The organism is Longimicrobiaceae bacterium, assembly GCA_035696245.1.
GTDB lineage: Bacteria > Gemmatimonadota > Gemmatimonadetes > Longimicrobiales > Longimicrobiaceae > DASRQW01.
This window is the reverse complement of the sequence record DASRQW010000050.1, coordinates 1-19,900: the sequence shown is the minus strand read 5'-3', so window position 1 is coordinate 19,900 and position 19,900 is coordinate 1. Positions and strand designations below refer to the sequence as shown.

Here is a 19,900-nt window from a genome sequence, read left to right as displayed (position 1 = left end):
TCACACTCATGAACCGTTCCCGACACCCGGAGCCTACGATGAACCCCGTCAGCATCCTCATCGGCACGACCGTGATCGTCTACCTCACCGGCGGCAGCTGCCTCGGCAACGGACCGTTCGGTCCCACCTCGACCGCACCGGGCATCGGCGCCGGCGTCGGCTGAGCCTCGGTCGGCATCGCATCTTCGATTCCGCGGGCGAGCCTGGCGGGCGAGGATGCGTCGACCGGCTCCGTCGCGAGTCGATCGTCAGGCGGCGGAGAGGGCGCTGACCAGCTCGGCGGCGAGGGCGGCGGCGGCCCGGTCGGACGCGGCGGCGCGGGCCGCCCGGGTGCGGGCTTCCACGCCGCGGTGGTGCACGGCGCAGTCCAGCAGCGCCTCGGCGGTGAGGCGCACGCGGGCCTCGCCGCGGGCGGTGGCGAGCGCCAGGGCCTGCGATGCCGCGATCTCGGCGCGAACCCAGTCCTTGAGGCTCACTGCGCCGTGGGCGAGGTCGAGCAGCACCGCGGCGGTCTTCTCGCCCGCGGCGTCGTTCCCGATCTCGCTCCACACCGCGTCCCACGCGCTGTCGAACCGGTCGCGGCGCCCCGCCCCGCCGGCCGCGCGGGCGAGCACGGAGAGCACGCACAGGCGCTCGCCGGGCAGGCGGGGGAGCACGCCCTCCAAGACCGGCAGCGCGTGTGCGAAGCCGCCCTGTGTGGTCCAGTAGTACGCCACGTCGTGCGCCAGCACGGGGATGCGGGCGTGGGTCGACGAGTATGCGGCGTAGGCGGCGGCCGCGTACTCGTCCGCCCGCGCGCAGTCGCCCATCTCCACGGCCAGCAGGAAGAGGTCGTGCAGCACCAGCGCTGCGTAGTCCGGCGTCGCGCCGGTGCGGGCGGCGCGAAGGGCACGCAGGCGGGCGCGGCGCGCGGCGGGGAGCGCGCCGCGCTGCACGTGCAGCACGCCCAGGCCCATGTACGCGCGCACGCAGGTGCCCCAGTCGCCCGCCTGCCGCGCGAGCACGACGGAGCGGTTGAACCACGCCTCGGCGCGGGCATTCTCCGCACGGCGGCGGGCCAGGCGGCCCACGGCGAAGGCGGCGCCCGCATCTCCCACCGCCACCGACGCGGCGGCGTGCGCGAACGCCAGCGCGGAGGCGAGCAGGCCGCGCTCGTCCAGCCATTGCGAGATCTCGCGGCAGGCGAGGGCGACGGGCTCCTCCAGCAGTCCGCGGGCGCCCAGGCGGGCCAGCGTCATCAGCGCGGGCTCCAGCTCGCGGGGCACGGGCGCGGCGAGCATGGCGGCCACGCGCGCAGTCTCGGCCGCGGCGGGGAAGAGGCCGCTGCGGGCCTCGGGCGAGGCGCCGGCCCACAGCAGCACGTCGCGCAACGCCTGCCACAGCACCAGCCCCGGCTCGCCGGGAAGCTCGTCCAGCACGTTCAGCCCCTCCATCACCTCGTCGCCGGGAGCGGAGGGTATGGCGGGGGGAACGCGCCACCGGCGATTCGCGTCGCCCTGCGGCAGCCCGTAGCGAAATTGAGGCATGAGGTGGCTTAAACCGAGCGTGCAGGGTGCCGTGCCGAACCGCGGAGACGCAGGGGTGAAGATAGAATGCCCGGCGATTTTGCGCCAGCTTTTCTGCCCGCCGCGCGTCACGCCGCTCCGGCACGCGGGCCCCGAAGGGACGCATGCGTTCAGTGCTGGCACGCGGGGCAGAAGAAGGTGGAGCGCCCGCCCTGCACGATCTTCTCGATCTTCCCCCCGCAGCCAGGGCAGGCCTCGCCGGCGCGGTCGTACATGCGCAGGCGGCCGGCGAACTCGCCCTTCTCGCCCGCGGCGTCGCGATAGTCCAGGAACGTGGTGCCGCGGAACTCGATCGCTTCCGTGAGCACGTCGCGGATGCCGTTCCGCAGCCGTTCCGCTTCCGCGAGCGTGACGGTGTTCGCCGGGCGGCGCGGGTCCAGGCCGGCGCGGAACATGGCCTCGCTCGCGTAGATGTTGCCCACGCCCACGATGCGCTTCTGGTCCATCAGCCACGTCTTCACCGCGACGCGCGACCGCTGGGCGAGGCCGTGGATGAACTCCGCCGTGAAGGCGTCGTCCAGCGGCTCCATGCCCAGCGTCGCCTCCCACTCGGCCCACTCCTCGCGCGTCATCCGCCAGAGCCGGCCGAAGCGGCGGCTGTCGTTGTACAGCAGCTCGCGGCCGTCGGCCAGGCCCATGCGGACGCCCAGGTGCGTCTGCGGCGGGTCGTCCTTCTTGGGAACGAGCAGGCGGCCCGTCATCCCCAGGTTCACCAGCAGGAGGGGCTTGGTGCCGAGATCGAAGACGATGTTCTTGGCGCGTCGCGTGACGCCGCGGATCTCGGCGCCCTTTAGGCCCTTCGCGAACTCGTCCGCCGTCTGGCCCTCGATCAGGTCCGGGCGCAGCACCTCGACGTCGCGGATCTTCGCGCCGGGGAGCAGGCGCGCGAGGTCGCGGACGATGGTCTCCACCTCGGGCAGCTCAGGCACGCGCCACCTCCGTGCGGGCGACCTCGCGATGGGCGATGTCGCGGCGGAAGTAGCGCCCGTCGAACCCGACCATATCCGCCGCCGCCCGGCTGCGCTCCGCCGCCTCCCCGACGGTGGGGGCGAGCGCGGTCACAGCCATCACCCGGCCGCCGGAAGTCACGAGAGTGCCATCTGCCGAGGTCTTCGTGCCGGCGTGGAAGACGAGGACGTCGTCCATGCTCTCGATCGCGGGATCGACGTGGATGGGGATGCCGGAGTGGTAGTCGCCCGGGTAGCCGCCGGAGGCGAGCACGGTGGTGACCGCCGCGTCCGAACGCCACTCGAGGGATGCTCCCGCGATGGATTCGCCGCGGGCGATGGCGAGCAGCGGGTCCAGCAGGGAAGATGCGAGCAGGGGAAGCACCACCTGCGTCTCCGGGTCGCCGAAACGGCAGTTGAACTCCACCACGCGCGGTCCCGTTTCGGTGAGCATGAGCCCGGCGTAGAGCAGGCCGCGGAAGGGGTGCCCTTCGGCGGCCAGGGCGGCGACGGTGGGGCGCAGGATCTCTTCCGTGACCTGCCGCATCAGCTCCGGCGTGGCGAGCGCGACCGGGGCGTAGGCGCCCATCCCGCCGGTGTTCGGCCCCGTCTCGCCCTCGCCGATGCGCTTGTGGTCCTGCGCGGGCAGCATGGGCACGACGTTCGTGCCGTCCGTCAGCGCGAAGACGGAAAGCTCCTCGCCGTGCATGAACTCCTCGATCACCACCTCGCGCCCGGCGGCACCGAAGCTGTCGCCCGCCAGCATCTCGCGCGCGGCGTCGATCGCCTCGTCCACCGTCTCGCAGACGAGCACGCCCTTGCCCGCGGCGAGGCCGGACGCCTTGACGACGCGCAACTCGCCCATCCCCCGCAGCTTCGCCTCATCGGCGTCGAACGTGGCGATGTCGGTAGAGGAGTAGCGCCGGAAGGCGGCGGTGGGGATGCCGTAGTCGCGCATGAGCCGCTTGGAGAACGCCTTGGAGCTCTCGATGCGCGCGGCGGCCTGCGTGGGGCCGAAGATGGGAAGGCCGCGCGCCACGAACGCGTCCACGATCCCCTCGTCAAGCGGGATCTCCGGGCCCACGACGGTGAGGCCCGCGCCGTTCCACGCCGCCCAGTCCGCCAGGCCGCCAATGTCGCCCGGGGCGATGTCGAGCGAGGTGGCCAGGCCGCCCATGCCGCCGTTGGCGCGCGTCACGAAGAGGTCGGCGCCGGGCGCGTCGCGCCGCAGCTTCCACAGTAGCGCGTGCTCGCGCCCGCCGTTGCCTACGATCAGGATCTTCACGTCTCGCCCGGTCAGGTTACGTGCGGCGTGGGTCTGTACCCGCCAGATCGCCAGTACCACTCTTCGAGCCGAAGCACCGTCCGTGCATGCATGTCGGCACCGGTCAGCAGCTTGCGCAACGTCTCGCCACCCACTCCAATCTCGCCCGCCACGCTCCCCAGCGGCTTCGCGCGCACGGAGAGCTCGACCGTGCCGAGGAGGTCGGAGAGCGGGACGCAGGCCCGCTTCCGTCTCGTCACCGGATACGTCCTGCTCTCGGCACCGGAAGATGGGAGCGCGGGAGATGTCTCGACGTGCGTCTCGGCTGGATGGCCAGGAATCCGCGCCCACTCGCTGAGGAACACGGGCCAGAGGACGTCCACCAGATGCGCGAGACGCTGTGGGTCGAGCCGCCTCTCGCCCGCACGGTCGTTGATCGACCGGACCACGGTGTGCATCGAGGCTTTGTCGAGCCGCTTCGCCTGGAACTGGCTCAGCGGTCCGGAAAGCTCTTCGAACGCAAGGTCGATCAGCAGCGGGCAGACGGCGTCGGCCCCGGCCGAGCTGGAGATCGCGCCTGCCTCGAAATGCAGCCAGGGCGCATTGACGTTGGCCTTGCTCACGCAGACGATGCCGAACTCCGCCGTCGCGAGCGCCGCGCCGATCTCGGTGCTCCAGCGGCTCCCGGCCGGGATGTCGTCTGACATCCACGGCTCGGCGTACTGCAACACGAGGGGCAGCCACGATTTCAGCACCGCCGCCAGGCCGCGGCTTCGCTCGCCGGACCAGCTGAGGAAGATCTTCATCGTTTTCCCTGGCGATCCGTGGCGAAGGCCCGCGCTCGGCGGATGGAAGCCGGCGCGATGACAACGTATCGCATCGCCCGGCACGTATCAAACCCGCCGCCGGTCTTTTTCGCGCCGGTGCGGGCGGCTACTCTTCCATCGTCCCCCGGCCCCGCATCCCTCAACATCGCGGAAGATGAACGACGAGCAGATCGAGCGCGTCCGGCGCGTGTGCCTGGCGCTGCCGGAGGCGGCGGAGGTGGAGGCGTGGGGCGAGCCGACGTTCCGCGTGCGCAAGAAGATGTTCGCCATGTTCGCGAACAACCACCATCGCGATGGCCGCATCGCGCTGTGGTGCCCCGCGCCCGTGGGCGTTCAGCAGATGCTCGTGCGCTCGGACGAGCAGAAGTTCTTCGTGCCGCCGTACGTGGGCCCCAAGGGCTGGATCGGCATCTCCCTGCCGCACGTGGACGACGCGGAGCTGGAATCGCTCGTCGTGCAGGCGTACGGGATGGTCGCGCCGAAGAAGCTCCTCGCGCTCCTCGACGCTCAGGGACGATAGATTCGCGAGCGCTCGAGCCGCGGCCAATGCAACGACGTCCGTAGGGCGATGATCTCTCCGCGGCAGGCCGCGTAGCGGTCCTCGCCCGTCGCAGCCCGCGCGTTCACGCGCCAGGCGGGCCGTCCGCCGGTCCGAATGTCACCGAACCGCGAGGTGACGGTAGATGCACAGCAGGGCACGGCCACGCGTGGTGGCCGTGCCCTGCTGTCTGTCTCGGTACGCGGCGGACGACCGCTCATCCGCCCATCGTGCTCACACCGGCGGCGGAGTCGTTGCCGGAGGCGTACCCGAGCTCGTCGGCGAGCTGGTGGCCGGGCTGCTCGTCGCGGGCGACGATGCCGACGGTGTCGTCGCCGCGACCGCGGGCCCCGCAATGGTCGGCTGGCGCACGGCCGGGGGAACCGGCGGTCCCGCATAGCCCGGCCCTGCGGACCCGACGCTCGCCCCCGACACGCTGCCGCCGGTAGACGTGCCGGTGGACGATCCACCCGACAGCGCTCCCGCCGACCCTCCGGCCGCGGATCCGCCCGCAGCGCCGCTCATCCCCGCCGCCCCGCCGGCCGACAGCGTCGTGCCCGCGCCAGCGGTGCCCGGCATCGCCCCGCCCGCGGCTCCGCCGACGCCCGACGCCGAAGCGCCGCCGGTCATCGACCCACCGGCGACCGCATCACCGCCCATCGCCGGACCGCCGCCTCCGCCGCCGAAGCGTGCGGTGCGCACCTCGCCCGTGCCGCGCGGAATCGCGCCCGCGGCGGAGTCGATCGCCTGCTCGCTCATGCTTCCCGGCGGCGTGGAGGCCGTTCTCTCGCCGCCGCATGCAGCCGCCGCAGCCAGCATCGCCGCCGCCGCCAGCTTCCCCATCAGCCGTTGCCTCGCCATTCGCGTCCGCCCTCTCTCTTCAGGATGCCGGGCGGCGGCACTTCGCCACGCTCGCCCGCCTCGCGGTCTTCCATCGCCCGCCGCCTCGGGAAACAGGTGGCGGCAGGCACTTCAAAGCGTCTTCGCCGCACGCAATCGTCTGCGCGCGGCGAAGCTCGATCCATCTGCCCGGCGTCCCGCGCAAGCTCAGGGCCGCGCGTGGATGCGGACCACCGCGCTCATGCCCGGACGCAGCGGGTGCGTCGCGTCCGCCCGGTCCACGCGCACCCGCACGGGAATGCGCTGCACGACCTTGGTGTAGTTGCCCGTGGCGTTGTCCGGCGGCAGCAGCGAGAACTTGGCGCCCGTCGCCGGGCTGATGCTCTCCACGTGGCCTTCGAACTTGAGGCCGGGGTACGCGTCGACCTCCAGCTCCACCTTCTCGCCGGGGCGCACGTCGCGCACCTGCGTCTCCTTCAGGTTCGCCGTGACCCACACGTCGCTCAGCGGCACGATGGTCATCAGCGGCTGGCCCACGGCCACCAGCTGGCCCACCTCCACGCCCTTCTTCGTCACGATGCCGTCCACCGGGGCGCGGATGTGCGTGTACGAGAGCTGGAGCGCGGCCTGCTCGCGCATGGCCTGCGCGCCCGCGGCGCGCGCCTGGGTGGAGCGCAGGCCCGCCGTCGCGGCGCTGGCCTGCGACCCCGCGGCGGCGGCGGTCTGCCGGGCCGCGGCGACCTGCGCGTCCGCTGCTGCCGCGGCGGCGACGGCCGCGTCGAGCTGCTGGCGGCTGATGATGTTGCGCTCGGCCAGCGGGCGGAAGCGGTCCAGGTCGCGGTGCGCCTTCACGGCGTTGGCCTGGGCCTGCGCGATGCTGCTCTGCGCGGCGCCGGCCTCGGCGCGCGCGGCGGCGGCCTGCGCCTGGATCTGGCCACCCTGGCCGTCCGAGCCGACCTGCGCCGCGAGGGCGGCCAGATCCGCGTCGGCCTGCTTCAGCTTCTCGTGGTAGTCGGTGGTGTCGAGCTGCACCAGCAGGTCGCCGGCGTGCACGATCTGGTTCTCCGACACCGCGATGGTGGAGACGAAGCCCGCCGCCTTGGGGCTCACCGGGGTGATGTGGCCCTCCACCTGGGCGTCGTCGGTGCTCTCCCAGCCGCGCCCCTGCCACCACTGGTAGCCGAAGTACAGCACGGCCAGCAGGGCGATCACGCCGGCGATGGGGAGGATGGGCGGCTTGCGCTTCTTGGGCTCCACGGCGATGGGCGCGCCGCCCACCGGGTGGTCGGCGCGGGCCTGGGCCTCAGCCGCGGGAGCCTCTTCGATGGTCGAGTTGCTGGGCATCTTCTGTACGGTCCTCGTTTAACGGATGGTCTGCGTCATGCCGACGGCACGGGCCAGGTTCACCCGTGCCTCCGCCGTGGCGAAGCGGGCGTCGATCACCGCGTCGCGCGCGCGGATCAGGTTGGACTGCGCGTTGATCACTTCCACGTTGCCGGCGATGCCGTTGCTGAAGCGCTCGCGCGCCTGCGACAGCTCCGACTCGGCCAGCCGCAGCCGGTCGGCGGCGATGGCCTGCTGCTCCGCGCCGCTGGAGATGTCGAGCAAGGCCGATTCCACCTCTGCGGCAACCTGCTCGCGGATGTCGCCGCTGCGCTCGCGGATCTCGCGGATCACCGCGCCCTGCTCGCTCTCGCGCGCCGTGCGGCGGCCGCCGTCGAAGACGGGGACGGACACCTGGAGCGCCACCTGGTGCGTGTCGATGATGTGCCCCTGCGGGCCGTCGATGCCGTAGTTGGCCGACACGTCCACCCGCGGAAGCCGCTCCGCGTGGATCGCGCGCTGCCCCAGCTCCGCGGCGGTGAGCTGCGCTTCGGCGCTGCGCAGCTCCGCGCGGTGCGCGAGGGCCTGCTGCACCGCCGCGGCGCGTGTCGCCTCGGCGCCGGAAGCCGCCGCGTCGGCCGAGAGGCCATCGGCGAGCTCGAAGCGCGTGGCCGGGTCCACGCCCAAGGCGCGCGCCAGGTCCACGTTGGCCTGCGCCAGCTGGTTCCGCGCCAGCGCCGCGGCGGACTGCGCCGTGGCGAGCTGCGTCTGCGCCCGCGTCACATCGATGCCCGTGCCGATGCCGCCGCGGAGCTGCGCCTGCGCCAGCGTCAGCAGCTCCTGCGCGATGCGGATGTCCTCCTGCCGCGCGGCGATGGTCGCCGCCGCGCGCTCCGCCCGCAGGTACGTCGTGCCGGCGCGCTGTCCCGCCGTCTGCACCGCCACGTCGCGCTCGGCGCCCGCCGCGGGCACCTGCGCCCGCGCCGCCCGCAGCCGCACCACGGCCGCCGGGTCGTACAGCGTCTGCGAGGCGCGGGGGCGGGCGTTGTAGACCGTGACCGGGCCCGCGCGGTCCGGCAGCGGCTCCGCGCCGGGGGCCGACGGGAAGCTGAACCCGAAGTCCTTCAGATTGCTGTCCTGGTTGACCACGTTGGCGGTGGCCGTCACGTCCGGCAGCAGCACCGAGCGGGCCTGCGCCACACGCGCCTGTGCCTCCTCCACCCGCAGCCCGCCGATCACCACCGACGCCGAGGTGTCGGACGCCAGGCGGATCGCGTCCGCCAGCGAGAGGCGCACGCGCGGCGGGGCCGCCTCCTGCGCGTTCAAAACGTGCGGCGCCGCCAGCAGGGCCGCGCCGGCGAAGAGCCTGGCCTTACGCATCCGAACCGTCCTTTTGCCCGTTCACCGCGATGCCGCGGAGGATGATGTCTATGGCGACGTCGAAGAAGACGTCGATGTCCAGCGCTTCCTGGTCGAAGCGCTGGAGCGACTGCATGTGGATGGCCGCGTTCAGCAGCGGCGACTGGATCACCCGCACCGCGGTGCGCACGTCCAGGTCCGGCCGGAACTCACCGCCCTCGATCCCGCGCCGAAGCACGCTCTCGAACACGCGGCGGCCGCGGTACACCACCTCTTCCATGTAGTAGGTGGCCAGCTCGGGGAAGTTGGCCGCCTCGCTGGTCATCAGCTTGGGCACGCAGCCCAGGCGCGACCGCCCCACCACCGCCCACCAGCGCCGCACCATCTCGCCCAGCAGGTCGGCGCTGCTGCCCGTCCACTCGGCCACGTGGCGCTCGCTCTCCTCCAGGCTGGGCAGGATGTTGTCCTGCACCACGGCGCGGAAGAGCGCCTCCTTGCTCTGGTAGTAGAGGTACACCGTGCCCTTGGTCACCCCCGCGCGCTGGGCGATCTCTTCCATGCGCGTGGCGGCGAAGCCCTTCTCCACGAACATCTCCATCGCCGCGTCCAGGATCTCGCCCGGCCGCGCCTCGGCGCGCCTGCGCCAGCGGCGGCAGTCCTGGTCGTTCTCCTCGGCCGCCTCGGCATCGGGGGCGCCGGGCTTGACATCGCTCATGATATTCTCCAAATAACTGGCCGGTCAGTAAACTAGCGCGGCTCCAGCCCCGTGTCAACCGGCCCAACCGCGTTTACGGCAGATGGGGAACGGTCTTGCGGTGGCTCGGCAAGTGCGGGGGAACCCAGCATCCACGCCGTTATCCGCGGGTGCGCCGCTCTGCCTTGACAGCGGCGGCGAGTTCCGCGAATATGTTACCAACTAGTCAGTCATTTGCGCAAGAGGCTTCTCGTCCTCCGCAAACCCCGGTCCCTCGACGCGATATCGGCGGCCGATCGAGGCCGGGATACGGAGGGGAGCGGAGAGGCGGGGCGAGGACGACGCTGGACGGGCGGGCTCGCGCCCGCGGCCGGCACACAAAGGAAGACGACCCGACAGATGCAGAAATCCATTCCCGCGCCCGCGGGCATCCGGCCGCAGGCGCCGGCGAGGGCCAAGGCTCCCGCCGCGCCCGTTCAGGACAACCGGAGCGTGATCGAGAAGTACCGCTGGCTGATCCTGCTGGGCCTGATCACCGCCGCGATCATGGAGGTGCTGGACACCACCATCATCAACGTCGCCCTGCCGCAGATGGCGGGGAACCTGGGCGCCACGCAGCAGGAGATCAGTTGGGTCAGCACCGGCTACATCCTCTCCAACGTCGTCGTCCTCCCCATGACGGCGTTCTTCACGGCCACGTTCGGGCGGCGCAACTATCTCACCGCGTCCATCGTCATCTTCGTGGTCGCGTCGTTCCTGTGCGGGACGTCGCACAGCCTGTGGACGCTGGTGTTCTGGCGCATCGTGCAGGGCGCGGGCGGCGCGGCGCTGCTCTCCACCGCGCAGGCGACGCTGCGGCAGATCTTCCCGCGCGAGCAGCAGGGCCTTGTGCAGGCCGTCTTCCTCCTCGGCGTCATCGTCGCGCCCACGCTGGGGCCCACGCTGGGTGGGTGGATCACGGACAACTACACGTGGAACTGGTGCTTCTTCATCAACATCCCCATCGGCATCGTCTCCGCCTTCCTGGTCTACACCTTCCTGCACGACCCGGTCACGCACGTTCGCCGCTCCGGGCCGGTCGACTTCCTGGGGATGGGGCTGCTCGTCACCGGCGTCGGCTCGCTGCAGTACGTGCTGGAGGAGGGCAACCGCGACGACTGGTTCAACAGCCCCACCATCCTGCGCCTCTCCATCCTCTCCGGCGTATCGCTGGCGGCCATGCTGTGGTGGGAGCTGTCGCCGCGCAACGAGCACCCGGTGGTGGACTTCCGCGTGCTGAAGAACCGGCAGCTCGCCGCGTCCATCTTCCTGTTCGTCGCCCTGGGCTTCGGCCTGTACGGCGGCACGTTCCTCTTCCCGCTCTTCACGCAGACGCTGCTGGGCTTCACGCCCACCGAGACGGGGCTCACCATGATGCCGGGCGGCCTGTTCACCGCCGCCACCGCGCTGGTGTGCGGCGCCATGCTGAACGGCAAGAAGCCGCTGGTGGACGCGCGCATCCTCATCGCGCTGGGGGTGAGCTTCTTCGTGCTCGCCATGTGGGACCTGGGGCACCTGACCACCGCCGCCGGCGAGGCCGACGCGCGGCTGCCGCTGATGGTGCGCGGCGTGGCACTGGGGCTGCTCTTCACGCCCATCAACAACGCCGCCTACGGCGCGCTCAAGCCCAGCGAGGCGCAGCAGGCGTCGGGGCTCATCAACCTGTCGCGGCAGCTCGGCGGCTCGTTCGGCATCGCCATCCTGGGCACGTACCTCACCACCCACGTGCAGCAGCACCGGGTGGACCTGCTGGCGTACATCAACCCGTACAACCCCGCGTTCGTCCAGCGCCTCCAGCTCGTGACCGCGGGCATCTCGGCGCGCGGTGTGCCCGAGGCGCTCGCGAACCAGACGGCGATGAAGATGATCGAGGGAATGGTGATGCGGCAGGCGACCATGCTGGCCTACAACGACGCGTGGATGCTGATCCTCCTCTCCTTCCTCGCCACCGCGCCCGCCATCCTCTTCCTGCGCAAGCCCAGCGCACCCGCGGCCGGTGTGGACATGCACTGAGCGGGAGATGCGCGTCTGCCGATGCGGCGTGAACGACGAAGGGCCTCGCGCGGTGCGGGGCCCTTCGTCGTACTGCGCATTTTCGGCGGAGATGTCGCTCGCTGGAGGCGATCAGCCGGGGTGATGGAAGCGGGCGTGGAGCCAGCCGGCGAGCTCGGCGGGGGTGGTGACCCAGAGGCAGAGGCAGCCTTCGTCCGCCGGGTGGAAGTCGCGGTGGCACTGGTCGCAGGCGTACACGTCGCGGCGCTCCACCAGCTCGGCGGCGCCGAACCAGCGGATGCGGTCCGGCTGCACCACCTGGCGCTTGCGGCCCACTCGCTCCATGAAGTCCGCCAGGCAGCCCAGGTGCACGTAGTAGCTGGCCCCCAGCGTCGCCCCGGCCGCGCGCAGCCCGCGCGCCATCTCCCCGTCTTCCGCGTCTCCGCGCCGCATCGCTCAGCCGTCCCGTTCGGGTGTGCCGTGGTGCCCCGCCGGCGCCGGGCCGATGGGGCGGCTCATCACGTGGTCGATCTGGAGATCCCTGCCGAGCTGGAAGGTGTCCTCGCCCACGATCTCCAGGCCGTGCTTGCGGTAGAAGGCGATCGCGCGCGGGTTTCGCGTCCACACCGCCAGCCACAGCGTGCGCCCGCCGCGGTCCGCCGCCTCCCGCATGGACGCGTGCAGCAGCGCCGGACCCACCCCCGCGCCGATCCACTCGCGCGCCACGTACAGCCGCGCGAGGTAGACCGGGCTCGGTCCGGGCACGCAGTCCAGCGGCGGGCTCCAGCGCAGCAGCGCGTATCCCGCGGGCCGGCCGCCCATCTCCGCCAGCACGAACAGCGACGCGGGGTCCGCCAGCTCGGCGGCCTGCTGCTCCGCACCGAACACGGCGGACATGAACGCCGCCATGTCCTCCGGCCGGTTGTCCGCCGCGTACGTCTCCACGAACGTGCGGGCGCCCAGCTCCGCCAGCGCCGCCGCGTCGGCCGCAGTGCCCGTGCGGAGCGTGAGGCCGGGGCGGGTGGAGGTCGCATCCGCCGTTTGCATCGTGGGGCCGCTCATGGCGTGGTGCAGGTGGAGCGCATCGCCACGATGCGGCAGGTGAGCGGGGTGCCGCCTTCTACCGGGTGCATGGTGACGGTCCAGCCGCCGGGAACCCGCCGCGCCGTGCTGTACCCGAACGCATCCGACCACGAGTAGGCTTCGAGCGGCACGCCGTCCATCGGCCGTCCCCTCGCGGGAGGCGCCGCGGGGACGTCCAGCGCGGTACCGCCGTTGCCCGCGACGATCTGCGGCGGCCGAGCGCCCGCGAAGCCGAGCGACTGGAAGAGGTGCACGTGGCCGCTCAGCACCATCCGCACGGACGCGGGGAGGCCGACGGTGCGGACTGCGGCCTGGAGCGACGCGGTGCCGGTGGAGTCGCCGCCGGGGTTGGAGACGGCCCACAACGGCGTGTGCGTCACCAGCCAGGCGGGCGTGCTGCCGGCGAGGCGCTTCAGCGATTCCACCTCGCGCGTGTAGCCGGCGAGGCGCACGGAGTCGTTCGGCAGGCACCAGGCGCCGGCGGGCGCGCAGCCGCTGTCCAGCATCAGCAGGTCCAGGCCGGCCAGGTGGATGGCGTACGCGGGCGTGAAGGTGGAGCACGCCGCCCCGGCGTACGACGGGCGCTCCGCCGGGTCGAGCAGGCGGAACCACCCCTCGCCGCCGCGGTCGCAGTTCTCGTGGTTGCCGCGCGCGAAGGCCCACGGTGCCACGCGCAGCAGGCTTGCCGCGGGTCGGAAGAAGTCCGCCTCCCAGCTCGCCCACGTGTCGCCCGTGGGCCCGCCGCCCGCGCAGCCCGGTGCGTCTTCCGGGCACGCCTCGCGGTAGTAGTAGTCGCCCACGTGGACGACGAGGCCAGGCCCGGTCACCGCGATCCGGTCCGCCACGCGCGCGAACGGCCACGCGGCGGCCTCGTCGCACTCCTGCACCTGCGTCTGCTTCACGCGGCAGCCCGTGTCGCCCACGATGGCGATGGTGCCGGGGTCGCGCCGCGGGCGTGCGAAGCGGCGGCCGGCCACGGTGACCGCCGCGGTCGTGCGTGGCAGGCGCGCCTCGCAGACCAGGACGGGGAACGCGGCGTCGGGCATGGCGCGGACGCGCGTCGGCGCCGGGCAGACCGGCGTGGTGGCGGGGTAGACGGCGCGCACCAGCCAGTGGTCGTCCGCGGCGAGCTGGACCCAGGCGTACAGCGGCGCCCGCGCGCGCGGAAACGTCTGCTGCCCGCCGGCCGCGGGTGCGGTGGCGAGCAGCGAGAGGAGGGCGGACGCGAGGAGCTTGGGCTTCAACGGAACGCGTTGTCGGGAGATGCGGATCGGGGTCGTCGCGAGGGCGGGATTCTACCGGATCGGCCCCGCATCCACCAGAAGCCGTTCGGCGTTTCCGCGGGCTACATGCCGATGCGGATGCCTACCGTCACTCCCTTGCCGGCCGGCGGAGCGCCGACCGTGAGCTGGGCGGGGCGCCGCACGCGCCTCCACCGCTCGCGCGGGAAGATGGCGCCCAGCGCGGCACCGTACGCCGCCCCGTAGGCCGCGCCCTTCCAAGCGGCCTCGCCCGTGTTCCGGAAGTAGCGCCGGTCGTAGTCGATGATGGGTGCGTAGAAGGCGCCCACCACCGCGCCGCCCAAGCCGGCGCGCGCCGCGCTCTCCACGCGCGAAGGCACGCCGTGGCTCACGTCGATGCGCCACACGCCCCGCCGCGCCAGCGTGACCGGAGCGGACTGCGGGTGGATGCGGACGGTGATCGAGTCCGCCGTGAGCGACACCAGCGAGCCGCGCAGCTGCTGCGGCACCGCCGATCCCTCCACCTTCCGCGGCAGCGGCGTGAGCCACACGCGGATGCGCGCGCCCGGCGCGACGGCTCCCGGCATCTGCGCGCGGACGGGCGCGGCGGCCAGGAGAGCGAGGGCGAGCAGTGCGGCGGCGGAGCGCATGGATCGTGGAGGTGGCGGGTGGCGCGCTGGTATGGTCCGTGCGCGCGGCGGCGCGGCGGACGGACAAAACTAGCGACCGGACGGGGAGAGCGACATGAGCAAGCTGCTTCGGGGCATGGCCGCGGGGTACGGCGCGAAGAAGCTGGGCGGCGGGTGCTTCAGCACCATCATCATCTTCATCATCCTCTGGTGGCTGCTGGGCCACTTCGGCATCTTCCGCTGAGCCGCGCCCGTCCGGAGCGCGGGCCTTCCGCTCGGCCGCAACGGGGACGCATGGAGAGATGGGAGTACGCCGGCCGCTGGGCGCTGGTCACCGGCGCGTCCGCCGGCATCGGCGAGGCGTTCGCGCGCGAGCTGGCGCGGCGGGGGATGCACGTGGCCGTGAGCGCGCGGCGCGAGGACCGGCTGCGCGCGCTGGAGGACGAGCTTGCCCGTGCGTACCACGTGCAAACGGTGGTGGTTCCCGCGGATCTCGCGCAGCCCGGAGCGCCATCCGCCTTGTGGGCCTCCGCTTCGGATGATGGACGTCGGATCGATCTGCTGATCAACAACGCCGGGTTCGGCCTCCGCGGGCGTTTCGACGAACTGTCCGCCGATAGGCAGGCGGAGATGGTGCGGCTCAACTGCATGGCGCCCATGGAGCTGATGCACGCGGCGCTGCGGGAGATGCGGAGCCGGCGGTCCGGCGCCGTCGTCAACGTCGCCTCCATCGCGGGCTACCAGCCGATCCCGTACATGGCCGCGTACGCCGCGAGCAAGGCGTTCGTCCTCGCCCTCTCCGAAGCCGTGGCGGAGGAGAGCCGCGACGACGGCGTCCGCATCGTCGCCGTGTCCCCCGGCCCCGTCGCGACGGAGTTCCAGCAGGTCGCCGGCACGTCGGTCAGCGAGAAGACGCTGGGCATCCGCACGCCGCAGCAGGTGGTGGATGCCGCGCTGCTCGCCCTCGAACGCGGCACGGCGAGCGTCGTTCCCGGCCTCATCAACGGCATCGCCGCCGCCGCGGTCCGCGTCGCCCCCCGCTCCCTCGTCCTCCGCGCCGCCAAGAAGGTGATGAAGTCGTTCAGGTGAGCGGATGATGCGTGCGGTGCGACTGGCAGATCGGCGAGTTCGGAAGATGTCGGGCGGAGCGCCGGAGCGTCTCGGGAGATGCAAGGCGGAAGGGAACGGCGCCAGCGTTGCGGGAGATGCGAGAAGCCTGGCGGGTGAACCGCGGCTACGACGGCATGAAGCTCACCACTGTGGGCTGCCGCCGAGGATCCGACCTCGGATAGGAGCGCGTCGCATCCGTGATGATGTCCCGGTGCGTATCGGGAGATGCGCATCCGTGATGTGCTTCGGCGTGGCTGCATCCCAGGTTCTCATCTACGGCTGAGCACCCTATCTGTCGATCCGCATCTCCGGTCCGATCCGACCGCAGGCTGCGCATCTCCCGTCACATCAAACAATCCCACCTCCCGACCCGCCATGTCGTTCACGCAAGCGCCGCCCGAGCTGGGCAACCAGTACGACGAGGACCGCACGCTGCGGTCGTACCTCGCGCGCGTGCTGGGGGCGGACGTGCTGCGCGAGGTGGAGCCGTCGCTTCGGGAGATGGGGCGGCTGTCCGGCGGGCCGCTGTACCGCATGCAGCTCGCGGACAGGCTGAACGAGCCCACGCTCACGCAGTGGAGCGCGTGGGGCGAGCGGATCGACCACATCGAGCTGACGCCGCTGTGGCGCGAGGCCGAACGCATCGCGGCGGAGCACGGCGTGGTCGCCACCGCGTACGAGCGCGCGCACGGCAGCCTGTCGCGCGTGAACCAGTTCGCGCTGGCGTACCTCTTCACGCCATCGACCGACATCTACTCGTGCCCGCTGGCGATGACCGACGGCGCCGCGCGCACGCTGCTCGACTCCGGCAACCGCGAGCTGGCCGGCCGCGCCGTGCCGCACCTGACCAGCCGCGACCCGGCGACGTTCTGGACCAGCGGCCAGTGGATGACGGAGACGGCGGGCGGCTCCGACGTGAGCGGCACGGAAACCGTGGCGCGCCGCACGGCCGACGGAGGATGGACGCTGCACGGGCGCAAGTGGTTCACCTCCGCCGCCACGTCGCAGATGGCGCTCACCCTCGCGCGGCCAGAGGGCAACCCCGCGGGTGGCAAGGGCCTGGCGCTTTTCTACCTGGAGACGCGGGGCGATGATGGGCGGCTGCGCGGCATCACCATAGACCGGCTGAAGGACAAGCTGGGGACGCGGAAGCTTCCCACGGCGGAGCTGACGCTGGATGGGGTGCCCGCGCATCTGGTCGGCGCCGCGTCGGACGGCGTGCGCTCCATCGCCCCGATGCTGAACGTGACGCGGACGTGGAACGCCGTGAGCGCCGTCGCGCTCATGCGCCGCGGGATCGCCCTGGCCCGCGACTACGCGGCGCGGCGGCGAGCGTTCGGTCAGCGGCTGGACGCGCTGCCGCTGCACCTGGAGACGCTGGCCGGCCTCGAGGCCGAGCTCGCGGGTGCCTTTCACCTCACCTTCCGCCTCGCCGAGCTGATCGGGCAGCGCGAGGGCGGCGAGCTGGACGACGCGGGCGAGCGCCTGCTGCGCGCGCTCACGCCCATCGCCAAGCTCACCACCGCGCGCCAGGCCGTCGCCGTCGCATCGGAGGTGGTCGAATCGTTCGGCGGGGCGGGGTACGTGGAGGACACGGGCATCCCCGCGCTGCTGCGCGACAGCCAGGTGCTCACCATCTGGGAAGGCACCACCAACGTCCTCTCCCTCGACGCCCTGCGCGTCCTTGGCGACGCTGCCACGGCCGACGCCCTCCGCACCGAAGCCGCCCGCTGCGCCGCCGAGGTGCGCGACGAGATCCTGCTGCGTAACGTCCATCTCGCCCTCCGCGCGATCGACCGGGCGCTCGGCTGGCGCGAGCAGGCGGAGCGCGACGCGGACGCGGACCACCGCGCGGCGCTGCTGGCCGCAGGCGCGCGCCGCTTCGCGCTGACGCTGGGGCGTGCGCTGGAGCTGGCGCTGCTCTGCCGCCACGCGCAGTGGTCTCTGGACGCGGAGGGCGACCGCATGGCCGCCTCCGCCGCGTGGCGCCTGGCCGTCAACGGCATCGACCAGATCGTCGACCCCGGCCACGAGCACCTCTCCCACGCCCTCGCGACGGACATGATCCCGCGGTGAGGGTGCGGCGGGGTACGTTCGCCTTTACCCGACAGCCCGGTCGGCAGCTCCTCCGCTTGGGACGGCTGCTGCCGTGCGTGTGCTGGCGGCGCGGCCCTGAACGTGCGCGGGCGGAACGGTCGGCCCGCCCGGCGTTGCGGGGCCTTGACTCGCCGGGTAAGTTTGGGCTTTCACGACACGGCAGGCCGGGGCTTCACGGCCCCGCGGGTGAGCCGCGCTCACCCGGAGCATGCGAACGATCCCACGAGCGGCCACGGCCGCGCCGACGGGGAGACCGATAGATGAGCGGTTCCATCACACCCCCCGCCGCGCCGTACGGCTACGCGCCGGCCGGCAAGGACAACGGGGTGGTCAAGAGCAAGGGCAAGCCCACCCTGCACCTCGCCGAGGGGCAGGCGGGCATTCCCGCGCGCGCGCGCAAGCCCGAGTGGCTGAAGGTGCGCGCGCCCGGCGGGGCGAACTACCTGCGCCTCCAGAAGATGATGCGCGAGCAGGGGCTGCACACCGTGTGCGAGGAGGCCCACTGCCCCAACATCGGCGAGTGCTGGGAGAGCGGCACCGCCACCTTCATGATCCTGGGCGACGTGTGCACCCGCGCGTGCAAGTACTGCGCGGTGGCCCACGGCATGCCCAGCGAGCTGGACTGGGACGAGCCTCGCCGCGTGGCCGACAGCGTGGTGGCCATGGGCCTGGAGCACGCGGTGATCACCTCGGTGAACCGCGACGAGCTGGCCGATGGCGGCGCCGGCATCTACGCAGCGGTCATCCGCCAGATCCACGAGCGCGTGCCCGGCTGCTCGGTCGAGGTGCTGATCCCCGACTTCCGCGGCCGCGAGCACGCCCTCGCCGCCGTCGTCGAGGCCAAGCCCGAGATCCTTGCGCACAACATCGACACCGTGGAGCGGCTGGTGCGCGCCGTGCGTCCGGGCGCGCGCTACTGGCGCTCCATCTCGCTGCTGGGCGCGGTGAAGAAGCTCGACCCGTCCATGCTCACCAAGAGCGCCATCATCCTGGGGATGGGCGAGACGGAGGACGAGATATTCCAGTCGATGCGCGACCTGCGCGAGGCGGCGGTCGACATCCTCACGCTGGGGCAGTACCTGCGCCCTTCCGAGCACCACATCCCCCTGGACCGCTGGGTCATCCCCGACGAGTTCCGGCAGTGGAAGGAGATCGGCGAGCGGGAGCTGGGCTTCCGGCACGTGGAGGCGGGCCCGCTGGTGCGCTCGTCTTACCACGCCCGCGAGCAGGCGCGCGAGGTGGAGGCCGGCGGCCCCGGCCGGATCACCGAGATCGTGGAGGCCGACCTGGACGACGCCGTGCGCATCGACGCCGCCGAGGCGGCGGCACGGCTCGCGCCCTCGCCGGCCGCACCGCAGCTGATCCAGATCGGAAGCTTCTGAGGGAGGCAGGCTCAACCTTCTAGACCGCGAGGCGCCGTGACGCCCACCACCACCGAGTATCCGCCGCTCACGCCCCACGAGTACCTGGTCCGCGAGCGGCGGGCGGAGTACCGCAGCGAGTACGTGGGCGGCGAGGCGCGCGCCATGAGCGGCGCCAGCCGCGCGCACGGGCGTATCGTCTTCAAGCTCGCGACCGCGCTGGGAAACCAGCTGGGCGGGCGGCCGTGCGAGGCGTACGTGGCCGACATGCGCGTGCGGGTGCCGTCCACCGGCGCGTACCTCTACCCGGACCTGGTGGTCGCGTGTGGCGAGCCCGCCTTCGAAGACGGCGAGCTCGACACGCTGGTGAACCCCTCGGTGATCGTGGAGGTGCTCTCTCCCTCCACCGAGCGGTTCGACCGGGGCGCCAAGTGGGACCTGTACCGGCGGAATCCGTCGCTGCAGCAGTACGTGCTGCTGCGGCAGGACGCGCGGCGGGCGGAGTGGTACGTGCGCCAGCCCGGCGGGCTGTGGCTGTTCGAGATGGCGGAGGGACCCGGCGCCGCGCTGCCCCTGGAGAGCATCGGGTGCGCGCTGGCGCTGGACGAGGTTTACGAGGGCGTGCTCCCCTGAGCGCGCCCGGGCGGACGCCGCGGGCCGGCGCCCGCACGCAATTCCGACGGATGGACGAAATGGCTGACAAAAACGACCAGACGGCGCTGGCGGTGGACGACGAGCCCGCGGCCGATCCCACACCCAACGGCGAGGCCCCGGACAACCACGAGGGCCACCCCGTGAACCCCGCGCCCGACTCGGCGTGGCAGCAGGCCGACAAGCCGAAGCTGAGCGACGAGGAGCGGATCCAGGGGCTGGACCGCGACCGGCTCCGCCGCATCGCGTACGACATGCTGCTGGCGCGCCGCTTCGAGGAGAAGACGGCCGAGGCGTACGCGCTGGGCAAGATCGGCGGCTTCTGCCACCTGTACATCGG

Annotated in this window: 21 protein-coding genes; 9 read left to right on the top strand and 12 right to left on the bottom strand. The window is 72.4% G+C overall.

Annotation, left to right across the window (positions count from 1 at the left end):
* Window positions 1-38 precede the first annotated feature (38 nt).
* Entirely contained in the window at window positions 39-164 is a 126-nt protein-coding gene (locus VFE05_02225) for a hypothetical protein (protein ID HET6228863.1), read from the top strand.
* 84 nt (window positions 165-248) lie between these two features.
* On the opposite strand, the gene VFE05_02220 is transcribed toward VFE05_02225, so the two are convergent.
* The 4 genes from VFE05_02220 to VFE05_02205 all read right to left on the bottom strand — a co-directional run bounded on the left by VFE05_02220 (window position 249) and on the right by VFE05_02205 (window position 4,582).
* Window positions 249-1,526: a hypothetical protein gene (locus tag VFE05_02220; protein ID HET6228862.1), complete on the bottom strand. Its 1,278-nt coding sequence runs from the start codon at window positions 1,524-1,526 to the stop codon at window positions 249-251.
* Between the two features lie 149 nt (window positions 1,527-1,675).
* Window positions 1,676-2,494, bottom strand: coding sequence for a bifunctional DNA-formamidopyrimidine glycosylase/DNA-(apurinic or apyrimidinic site) lyase (gene mutM / locus VFE05_02215; GenBank protein HET6228861.1), 819 nt, complete (start codon window positions 2,492-2,494; stop codon window positions 1,676-1,678).
* A complete protein-coding gene (gene purD, locus VFE05_02210; protein ID HET6228860.1) occupies window positions 2,487-3,797 on the bottom strand; it encodes a phosphoribosylamine--glycine ligase in 1,311 nt (436 codons plus the stop codon). Before purD ends, mutM begins: the two co-directional genes overlap by 8 nt.
* 11 nt (window positions 3,798-3,808) lie before the next feature.
* Complete coding sequence (locus VFE05_02205; protein HET6228859.1) at window positions 3,809-4,582, bottom strand: TIR domain-containing protein; 774 nt, start codon at window positions 4,580-4,582, stop codon at window positions 3,809-3,811.
* Window positions 4,583-4,757: 175 nt separating this feature from the next.
* Between VFE05_02205 and VFE05_02200 the strand changes: the two genes are divergently transcribed.
* Window positions 4,758-5,123, top strand: a complete 366-nt coding sequence (locus VFE05_02200; GenBank protein HET6228858.1) for an MmcQ/YjbR family DNA-binding protein — start codon at window positions 4,758-4,760, stop codon at window positions 5,121-5,123.
* A 252-nt stretch (window positions 5,124-5,375) separates the two neighbouring features.
* Here VFE05_02200 and VFE05_02195 read toward each other — a convergent pair whose 3' ends face one another.
* From VFE05_02195 to VFE05_02180, 4 genes are all read right to left on the bottom strand, one after another.
* On the bottom strand, window positions 5,376-6,002 hold the full coding sequence (locus VFE05_02195) for a hypothetical protein (protein ID HET6228857.1): 627 nt from the start codon (window positions 6,000-6,002) through the stop codon (window positions 5,376-5,378).
* A gap of 186 nt (window positions 6,003-6,188) precedes the next feature.
* On the bottom strand, window positions 6,189-7,325 hold the full coding sequence (locus VFE05_02190; protein ID HET6228856.1) for an HlyD family secretion protein: 1,137 nt from the start codon (window positions 7,323-7,325) through the stop codon (window positions 6,189-6,191).
* Between the two features lie 18 nt (window positions 7,326-7,343).
* Entirely contained in the window at window positions 7,344-8,684 is a 1,341-nt protein-coding gene (locus tag VFE05_02185) for a TolC family protein (protein ID HET6228855.1), read from the bottom strand.
* A complete protein-coding gene (locus tag VFE05_02180) occupies window positions 8,677-9,378 on the bottom strand; it encodes a TetR/AcrR family transcriptional regulator (protein HET6228854.1) in 702 nt (233 codons plus the stop codon). Before VFE05_02180 ends, VFE05_02185 begins: the two co-directional genes overlap by 8 nt.
* A 378-nt stretch (window positions 9,379-9,756) precedes the next feature.
* On the opposite strand from VFE05_02180, the gene VFE05_02175 reads away from it, so the two are divergent.
* Window positions 9,757-11,409 (top strand): DHA2 family efflux MFS transporter permease subunit, encoded by a 1,653-nt coding sequence (locus VFE05_02175; GenBank protein ID HET6228853.1) that lies wholly within the window; start codon window positions 9,757-9,759, stop codon window positions 11,407-11,409.
* Window positions 11,410-11,520: 111 nt separating this feature from the next.
* On the opposite strand, the gene VFE05_02170 is transcribed toward VFE05_02175, so the two are convergent.
* From VFE05_02170 to VFE05_02155, 4 genes are all read right to left on the bottom strand, one after another.
* The gene (locus VFE05_02170) at window positions 11,521-11,841 is read right to left on the bottom strand and encodes a hypothetical protein (protein HET6228852.1); all 321 of its coding nucleotides are present in this window, start codon (window positions 11,839-11,841) and stop codon (window positions 11,521-11,523) included.
* A 3-nt stretch (window positions 11,842-11,844) separates the two neighbouring features.
* The gene (locus tag VFE05_02165; protein ID HET6228851.1) at window positions 11,845-12,450 is read right to left on the bottom strand and encodes a GNAT family N-acetyltransferase; all 606 of its coding nucleotides are present in this window, start codon (window positions 12,448-12,450) and stop codon (window positions 11,845-11,847) included.
* Window positions 12,447-13,715 carry a metallophosphoesterase gene (locus tag VFE05_02160; GenBank protein HET6228850.1) on the bottom strand — a complete coding sequence of 423 codons (1,269 nt, stop codon included), beginning with the start codon at window positions 13,713-13,715 and terminating at the stop codon, window positions 12,447-12,449. Before VFE05_02160 ends, VFE05_02165 begins: the two co-directional genes overlap by 4 nt.
* Before the next feature lie 101 nt (window positions 13,716-13,816).
* On the bottom strand, window positions 13,817-14,362 hold the full coding sequence (locus VFE05_02155; protein HET6228849.1) for a hypothetical protein: 546 nt from the start codon (window positions 14,360-14,362) through the stop codon (window positions 13,817-13,819).
* A 94-nt stretch (window positions 14,363-14,456) separates the two neighbouring features.
* Here VFE05_02155 and VFE05_02150 point away from each other — a divergent pair, with 94 nt between their 5' ends.
* From VFE05_02150 to VFE05_02125, 6 genes are all read left to right on the top strand, one after another.
* Entirely contained in the window at window positions 14,457-14,585 is a 129-nt protein-coding gene (locus tag VFE05_02150; GenBank protein ID HET6228848.1) for a hypothetical protein, read from the top strand.
* Between the two features lie 50 nt (window positions 14,586-14,635).
* Window positions 14,636-15,430, top strand: a complete 795-nt coding sequence (locus VFE05_02145; GenBank protein ID HET6228847.1) for an SDR family oxidoreductase — start codon at window positions 14,636-14,638, stop codon at window positions 15,428-15,430.
* Between the two features lie 396 nt (window positions 15,431-15,826).
* Window positions 15,827-17,527: an acyl-CoA dehydrogenase family protein gene (locus VFE05_02140; protein ID HET6228846.1), complete on the top strand. Its 1,701-nt coding sequence runs from the start codon at window positions 15,827-15,829 to the stop codon at window positions 17,525-17,527.
* A 281-nt stretch (window positions 17,528-17,808) separates the two neighbouring features.
* Entirely contained in the window at window positions 17,809-18,930 is a 1,122-nt protein-coding gene (gene lipA / locus VFE05_02135; protein ID HET6228845.1) for a lipoyl synthase, read from the top strand.
* Between the two features lie 36 nt (window positions 18,931-18,966).
* A complete protein-coding gene (locus tag VFE05_02130; GenBank protein ID HET6228844.1) occupies window positions 18,967-19,542 on the top strand; it encodes a Uma2 family endonuclease in 576 nt (191 codons plus the stop codon).
* 59 nt (window positions 19,543-19,601) lie between these two features.
* The coding region (locus tag VFE05_02125; protein HET6228843.1) for a hypothetical protein at window positions 19,602-19,900 on the top strand (299 nt) is incomplete at its 3' end.